At 76.2% G+C, this 6,758-nt stretch carries 8 protein-coding genes; 2 read left to right on the top strand and 6 right to left on the bottom strand.

Annotated elements, in window-relative coordinates; genetic code table 11:
- Positions 1–480 (bottom strand): hypothetical protein (locus tag IF30_RS50490; protein ID WP_199808002.1); only part of this gene is annotated, 480 nt, incomplete at its 3' end.
- 131 nt (positions 481–611) lie between these two features.
- Here IF30_RS50490 and IF30_RS0139630 point away from each other — a divergent pair.
- Positions 612–1,442 (top strand): TIGR02452 family protein, encoded by an 831-nt coding sequence (locus IF30_RS0139630; protein WP_030247798.1) that lies wholly within the window; start codon positions 612–614, stop codon positions 1,440–1,442.
- Positions 1,443–1,446: 4 nt separating this feature from the next.
- Here the strand turns inward: IF30_RS0139630 and IF30_RS0139625 are convergent, their stop codons facing one another.
- Entirely contained in the window at positions 1,447–1,782 is a 336-nt protein-coding gene (locus IF30_RS0139625) for a hypothetical protein (protein WP_030247796.1), read from the bottom strand.
- 79 nt (positions 1,783–1,861) lie between these two features.
- Positions 1,862–2,983 (bottom strand): hypothetical protein, encoded by a 1,122-nt coding sequence (locus IF30_RS0139620; protein WP_051712239.1) that lies wholly within the window; start codon positions 2,981–2,983, stop codon positions 1,862–1,864.
- An 85-nt stretch (positions 2,984–3,068) separates the two neighbouring features.
- Between IF30_RS0139620 and IF30_RS0139615 the strand changes: the two genes are divergently transcribed.
- On the top strand, positions 3,069–3,602 hold the full coding sequence (locus IF30_RS0139615; protein WP_324605696.1) for an RICIN domain-containing protein: 534 nt from the start codon (positions 3,069–3,071) through the stop codon (positions 3,600–3,602).
- A gap of 108 nt (positions 3,603–3,710) precedes the next feature.
- Here the strand turns inward: IF30_RS0139615 and IF30_RS0139610 are convergent, their stop codons facing one another.
- From IF30_RS0139610 to IF30_RS0139600, 3 genes are all read right to left on the bottom strand, one after another.
- Positions 3,711–4,406: a tyrosine-protein phosphatase gene (locus tag IF30_RS0139610; RefSeq protein ID WP_030247790.1), complete on the bottom strand. Its 696-nt coding sequence runs from the start codon at positions 4,404–4,406 to the stop codon at positions 3,711–3,713.
- Between the two features lie 135 nt (positions 4,407–4,541).
- Positions 4,542–5,357: an SDR family oxidoreductase gene (locus IF30_RS0139605; protein WP_078892057.1), complete on the bottom strand. Its 816-nt coding sequence runs from the start codon at positions 5,355–5,357 to the stop codon at positions 4,542–4,544.
- Between the two features lie 10 nt (positions 5,358–5,367).
- Positions 5,368–6,600, bottom strand: coding sequence for a DNA glycosylase AlkZ-like family protein (locus IF30_RS0139600; RefSeq protein ID WP_051712237.1), 1,233 nt, complete (start codon positions 6,598–6,600; stop codon positions 5,368–5,370).
- Positions 6,601–6,758 lie beyond the last annotated feature (158 nt).

Genomic DNA, 6,758 nt, shown 5'->3' with positions numbered 1-6,758 from the left:
GACCGTGACGACCGCGGCGGCCGCTCCTTCGGCGACCGTGACAACCGCGGTGGTGGCTTCAACCGTGACCGTGACGACCGTGGTGCCCGTTCCGGTGGCTTCAACCGTGACCGTGACGACCGCGGCGGCCGCTCCTTCGGTGACCGTCCGGCCCGTTCCTTCGGTGACCGCCCCGCCTTCGGCCGGGACCGCGACGAGCGCGGCAGCAGCAACAACCGTCCGTTCGCCCGCCGCGACGACCACCGCGCCGGTGGCCGTCCGCAGGCCGACCGCGGTGGCTTCAACCGTGACCGCGACGACCGTGGCGCCCGCTCGGGCGGTTTCGACCGTGACCGTGGCGGCTTCAACCGCGACGACCGCAAGCCGCGCTGGAAGAACTGACCTGCCGTCCGGCCGGCCGGTGATCGACCGCCGGCCGAACTGAATGCGTGAAGGGCCCGCTCCGTCCCCCGGAGCGGGCCCTTCGCGTTCCCCCGTCACCCCCCTGGCATCCCCCGGTGCCTCCGGTATCCCCCGATACCGCCAACACCTCGCCAAGCCCCCGAGGCGTTGTTCTGGAAGTGAGAATAACCTGTGGCGCGCGAGCGCGGTAGTCCCGTAGCGTCCGGGACATGAGCAGCAGACTGCATGACGTGGCACGGGTGAACGAGGAGATCGCCGAGCGGGGGAGCTACCGGGCGGCCGGGGGCGGACTCGTGCAGGTGGGGGAGCAGTTGACGGCCGCGCGGGCCGGGACGGTGTCGTACGCGCCCCCGGCCCTGGACGCGCTGGTGGCGGCGGGAGGCCCGGGGCCCGGGCCGCGCGGGAGCGTCGAGGTGACCGCCGAGGGGAGCATCGAGGCCGCCCGGCGGCTGGTCACGGCCGGGGCCGGCCCGGTCGGGGTGCTGAACTTCGCCTCCGCCCGCAACCCCGGCGGCGGCTACCTGCGCGGTGCCCGCGCCCAGGAGGAGGACCTGTGCCGCAGCGCGCTGCTGTACAGCTGCCTGCTGGAGGCGCCGGACTACTACGAGGCGCACCGGGCCTCCAGCGACCTCCGGTACAGCCACCGGGTGATCGTCTCGCCGGACGTGCCGGTGATCCGGGACAGGCGCGGCGACCTGCTGGCGCAGCCGTACCCCGTCACCTTCCTGACCTCGCCGGCGCCCAACGCCGGTCAGCTGGAACGGCGTTCGGCCGGAGTTGACGTCCGGGCCGTGCTCGCCGAGCGGGCCGAACGGGTGCTCGCGGCGGCCGCCCGGCACGACGTGCGCACGCTGGTGCTCGGCGCCTGGGGCTGCGGGGTGTTCCGCAACGACCCGGCGCAGGTCGCCGAGGCCTTCGAGGGCGCGCTGGCGCGCCGGGGCGCGGCCTTCGAACGGGTGGTGTTCGCGGTCTGGGACCGCTCGCCGGTCTCGGTGAACCGGGCCGCCTTCGAGGCCCGGTTCGGTACGGCGGCCCGGTAGCCGGCTACCTCCCGCGGGTGGAGAGCGCCGTCGCGGCCGTGGAGGCCGCCGCGACCACGCCGGTGACGGCGAAGACAGCCGGCCAGGCGCCGATCCTCTTCGCCAGCGGGTGCGAACCGCCGAAGGCCGCCACGTACAGGCCGGTCAACGCGGCGGCGGTGGCCGTCCCCGAACTCCGCCGCCACTGCGCCGCCGCCCCGGCACCGGCCGCCGCCAGCACCGCACCGCCCACCTCGCGCCGGCCGGTCCAGCGGGCGACGCCGTAGCCGCCGACCAGGCCGGCCGCCGCGGTCAGCGCGGCGGGCGCGGCGGTCGTGAGCACGTTCGGGACCTTCGCCATCGTCGACTCCACTCCTCGGGGCTGCGTCGACCTCCGACCCTAACCCGACCTCGTCGGCGGCCCCCCGGGGCCCACCGGCTCACTCGGGTCCGGCAGCGGCCGGGTCCTGGCGGAAGGCCCGGTCGACGGCGTGCCCCGGGACGGTGCGGGCGAGCCGCTCGGCCGCCTCCGCCGGGTCGAGCACCCGCTCCAGCCGCAGATCGCCCGGCACCTCCTGGATGAACCGCCCGGCCGCCCAACTGCGCCCGTACGGCAGCGGCTCCAGCACCAGGGTGCGCACGCCGTCCAGCAGCGGGACGTCGCTGGGGGTGCCCTCGTTCCAGATCCAGGAGCCGTCCGGCGCGACCAGGTTGAAGGCACCCGTCGCGATCACCCGCCGACCGTCCAGGAAGGCCGTCCGGGCCAGTGCCACCACCTCCGGGTCCTGTGGGACGCCGGGCAGGTGGCCGCCGCCGATCAGCACGTCGGCGAGCAGGGTGTGCAGCTGGAAGGTGTCGCTCAGGCCGCTCATCCGCAGCAGGTAGCCGGTGCCGGTCGGGCGGTCGAGCACCAGCAGCGGCTCGTCGTCCAGCACCAGCGCCAGGTGGACGAGGCCCTTCACGTCGTGCTGCTCGCCCGCGTACCGGCCGAGCAGCTCCACCAGCACCTCGGTGACGCCCGAGGCGCGGGCCCCGGCCCGCACCTCCGGGTGCGAGTACACCGCCCAGGAGGCCTGCTGCCACAGGTGCAGCGTCCACCAGCCGACCACGGCCAGGTGCGCGTGCCACTCGTCCAGCCGGGCCGGGTCGGCGATCCGCTCGTGCGCCGCGGCCGGGTCGCCCTCCTCCCGGTCGGGCAGCGGGCCGCCGCCCGTCTCGGCCCAGCGCCGCAGCAGCAGCTCCACCCCGGTCAGCGCGCCGCGCAGGCCGGCCAGCACCGGGCCCGCACAGGCGACCGGGTCGGCGCCGTGCTCCACGCAGGCGCCCACCATCATCGCCAGGTGCGAGCGGGGGAACGGCGGGGCGTCCGGCAGCAGCGCGGCCAGCCGGGGGCCGGCCGCCACCCGCTCGGCCGGGGAGGCCGGGCCGAACAGGGCGCCGACCAGGCCGAGGACGGGGCCGAAGCGTTCGTCGTCCCCGGCGGCGACCACCGCCTCCAGTTCGGCCACGGCGTCGAGGAGGCCCGGCTGCTGACGGTGGGACGGTATCTGCTCGGTGGACATTCGCCGCAGCATAGGCGGCGTGGCCGGTCCGGTCGAAACGGCCTCGGCCAGGAGGCCTGTCGGTGGCCGGTGACACACTTCGACCGTGACTGACAGCGTGCCGGGCGGCGTGAACCATGACGTGGACGACGACGTGAGCGACGACGTGGCGGGCGACGGGACGGCCGGCGGGCAGGACCCGGCGGTCACCGACGGCAGCTACCTCGTCCGCAACGTGGGCAGCGGCCTGCTGCTGCAGGTCGCCGGCGCCTCCCGGCGCAGCGGCGCCCGGATCGTGCTCGGCGCCGACGACGGCACCGACAACCAGCTCTGGCACCTCACCGCCGTCCACCCCGGCGGCGCGCTCTTCCACGTCGAGAACGCCGCCAGCGGCAAGCGCCTCGACGTCACCGGCGCCTCCCCGGACGACGGCGTACCCGTCCAGCAGTGGGGTGCCAACGCGTTCGGCGCCCAGGAGTGGCTGCTGGAGGCCCACGTGGACGCCCCGGGGACGTACACCGTGACCAGTTTCATCAGCGGCAAGCCCCTGACGGCACCGGAGCCGCCCGAGGAGGGCGTCCGGCAGTGGGAGGACACCGACTCCCCGAGCCAGTGGTGGCGCTTCGAGCGGCGGGCGTAGCCGCCCCGCGCGGGTCGTCGGCCTCGGGTCGTCGGCCTCGGGTTTCCGTGCTCGGGCCCCGGGCCTCGGGCTCCCGGGCTCCCGGGCCCCCAGGCCGCTCCCAGGCGCTCAGGCCGAGAGGTTGGCGCGGACGGCGTCGAGTTCGGCGTCGGTGGCGCCGTGGTGGCGGAGGTAGGCGTGGATCGAGCCGTGGCGGGTGTGGATCCAGGCGAGGGAGGAGGCGAGGAGTTCGGCGCTGATCGGGCGGGAGACGCGCTCGGTGCCGGTCTCGTCGATGTACGGGGTGGGGCCCTTGTCCAGGCCGAGGCCGAGGTTGGAGCGCAGGAAGTCGGCGGTGATGTCGGCGTCGGAGGCGCCCAGCAGCGACTGCAGGACGGCGATGGTGAGGCCGGTCCGGTCCTTGCCGACGGCGCAGTGGACGACGACGGCCAGCGACTCCGGTGCGGCGAGGCGGCGGACGACGGCGGCGAGCGAGGTGCCGGCCGTCTCGGCCATGAAGGGGTAGAGGGCGGCCTGGTCCTCCGGCCAGGGCCGGCCGAGGTCCCCGCGGTCGGCCGGCAGGGTCGGCACGTGGAGGGTCTCGTGGTCGAGGTCGTGCCGCTGGTCCGGCCAGACCTCCAGCTCGACCGTGCTGCGCAGGTCGATCACCGTGCGCAGGCCGAGGTCCTTGAGCCGCCGGGCGCCCTCCTCGGTGAGCGCGTGGAAGGACCCGGAGCGGTAGAGCACACCCCTGCGGAGGGCGCCGATCCCGCCCGCGTCACGGAAGTTGCGCACCCCGGGGATGTCGATGAAGGCGTCGGTCATGGCCCCACGGTACGGGCGGGGGGCGGGCGCGCGGAAGGAAACCGGAGGGGGCCGTCCGGTGGCGGGCCGACGCTGTCCGGAACCGGCCCCCGGGCCGCCCGGAGGTCCGCCCACGCGCGGCCCGGGGCCGGGCCCTCAGCGCCCGCCGGAGACCTCCAGGAACGCGCCCGTCGTGTACGAGGCGGCCGGGGAGAGCAGGAAGAGGATCGCCTCGGCGACCTCCTCCGGCTGCCCGCCGCGTCGCATCGGCAGGCCGGGGGCGACCCGGTCGACCCGCCCGGGCTCGCCGCCGAGCGCGTGGATGCCGGTGTGGATCAGGCCCGGCCGCACCGCGTTGACCCGGATCCCCTCGGCCGCGACCTCCAGGGCGAGGCCCCGGGTCATCGAGTCGACCGCGCCCTTGGCGGCCGCGTAGTCGACGTACTCGTTCGGCGAGCCGATCCGGGAGGCGGCCGAGGAGACGTTGACGATGGCGCCGCCGCGGCCGCCGTACCGGGTGGACATCCGGCGGACGGCCTGCGCCGCGCACAGGAACGGGCCGGTGATGTTGGCGGCCCAGATCCGGTTCAGCCGGTCCTCGTCGATCTCCTCCAGCCGGCACTGCTCCTCCAGCGTGCCGGCGTTGTTCACCAGGGCGGTGAGCGGGCCGAGTTCGGTGTCCACGGTGGCGAACAGCCGCTCCACGCCGTCCGTCCGGCTGACGTCGGCGCGCACGGCGAGTGCGGTGCCGCCCGCGGTCCGGATGGCGTCCACGACGGCGGCCGCCGAGGCCTCGTCCGTGCGGTAGTTGACGCAGACCCGGTAGCCGCGGCGGGCTGCCAGCAGGGCGGTGGCGGCGCCGATGCCGCGGCCGGCGCCGGTGACGAGCAGGACCCCGTCGGTGCCGCCGGCCGAATCGGCGGCGCGGGCGGCGCCGGGTGCGCCGGCGGGGTCGGGCGTGGTGGTCGACATGAGCCGTACGCTACCCGGCCGTTCGGCCGATCACCCGCGCTCCGGCCGCCCGCAGTGCAGCGATCCTCGGCGCGCGGCTGCGCGGGGAGTCGAGGCTGAAGCCGCGGGCGTCGCCGAGCTCCTCGCGGACGAAGTCCTCGGTGCGGGCCACCGCCTCCCGCAGGGCGTCGTCGAGGGGGACGAAGGGCAGCAGGACGATCCCGGCCCGTTCGGTGTCGTACTCCCAGAGGCCGACGATCCGGCCGCGGTCGAGCACGACGTGGGTCTGCGGGTCGGCCTCGCCGCCGAAGGTGCGGCCGGCGCGGCCGGTGGGCAGCGGGCGGGCGGCGTCGGCCGGGTCGAGCAGCCGGGGCAGCTCGCGGTGCAGCAGGTGGATGCCGTCGATGCCGGCCAGCAGCGTCGGCCGCGACTCCCGGGGCGGCGTGAACCGGGCGAACTCGTCGGCCAGTTCGGGCGGGAGCAGCAGTTCGGAGCCAGGCGTGAGCGGGACCAGGTTCGCCTCGGCGACGGCCCGGCGGGCGGTGGCGGCGGTGAAGCCGGAGAACCAGCGGAAGTGCCGGAGGGTGGCCGGGCCCGCCCAGGAGAAGTAGCGGCGGGCGAGGTCGACGGCGTCCCCCGCGACTGGCTGGTCCCAGCCGACGTAACCGTAACGCTGCTGGTCCAGGCGGCCGTTGACGGGCACCCGGCGGATCCGGCCGCGCGACTGCATCAGACCGAGGGCGAGCGGCAGGGTGGTGGCCACACCCCGCTTCTTCCCGGGCTCGCCGAGCGACCGGACGGCGTCGCCGACGGCCTCCCGGATCGTCGTCGGATCCAGCGGCTCGTCCTCGGACAGTACGCGCTCGACGGCCAGGCAGAGCTTCTCCACCTCGTCCCGGCCGACCCCCAGGTGCTTCTCCGCCGAGGCCAGTTCACCCACCGGGGCGGCGGCGCCGACGGCCAGGCCGAGTGCGAAGTCGGCAGCCGGCAGCACGTACGTGCACCCCCGCGCGGACGGCAGCTCGTGCACCTCCAGCCGGGCCACCTCGGCGTCCACCGCCGCCCGCCCGAGCCCGGCCCGGGCGAACAGGCCCAGGTACGGTGCCGCGCCGCCCACCGAGCGGGCCCAGCCGGTGGCGGCCAGCACCTCGGCGGCGGACGCGCCGGTGCGCGGACGGTCCAGCCACTGCCGGTGCGACCACCAGGCCCGCAGCTTCTCGACGCCGACCGCTGTCACCGCTTCCCCGTGGGGATCGTGCTCCATGGGGCCAGTATCGGCGGCCGGGCGGGCCCCGGACCGGAATTCGCTCGCCCGGCGCGGCCCGTTCCGGAGAGGATGCCCGGACCCGTTCCGCAGCCCGCCCGCACGCACGCCCCCGGGAGGAGACCGCCCGTGCCCGCCCCCGCCCTGTCCTCCGCCCC

The organism is Streptomyces sp. NRRL S-350, assembly GCF_000719705.1.
Classification (GTDB): Bacteria; Actinomycetota; Actinomycetes; order Streptomycetales; family Streptomycetaceae; genus Kitasatospora.
This window is presented reverse-complemented; position numbering and strand designations above follow the sequence as displayed.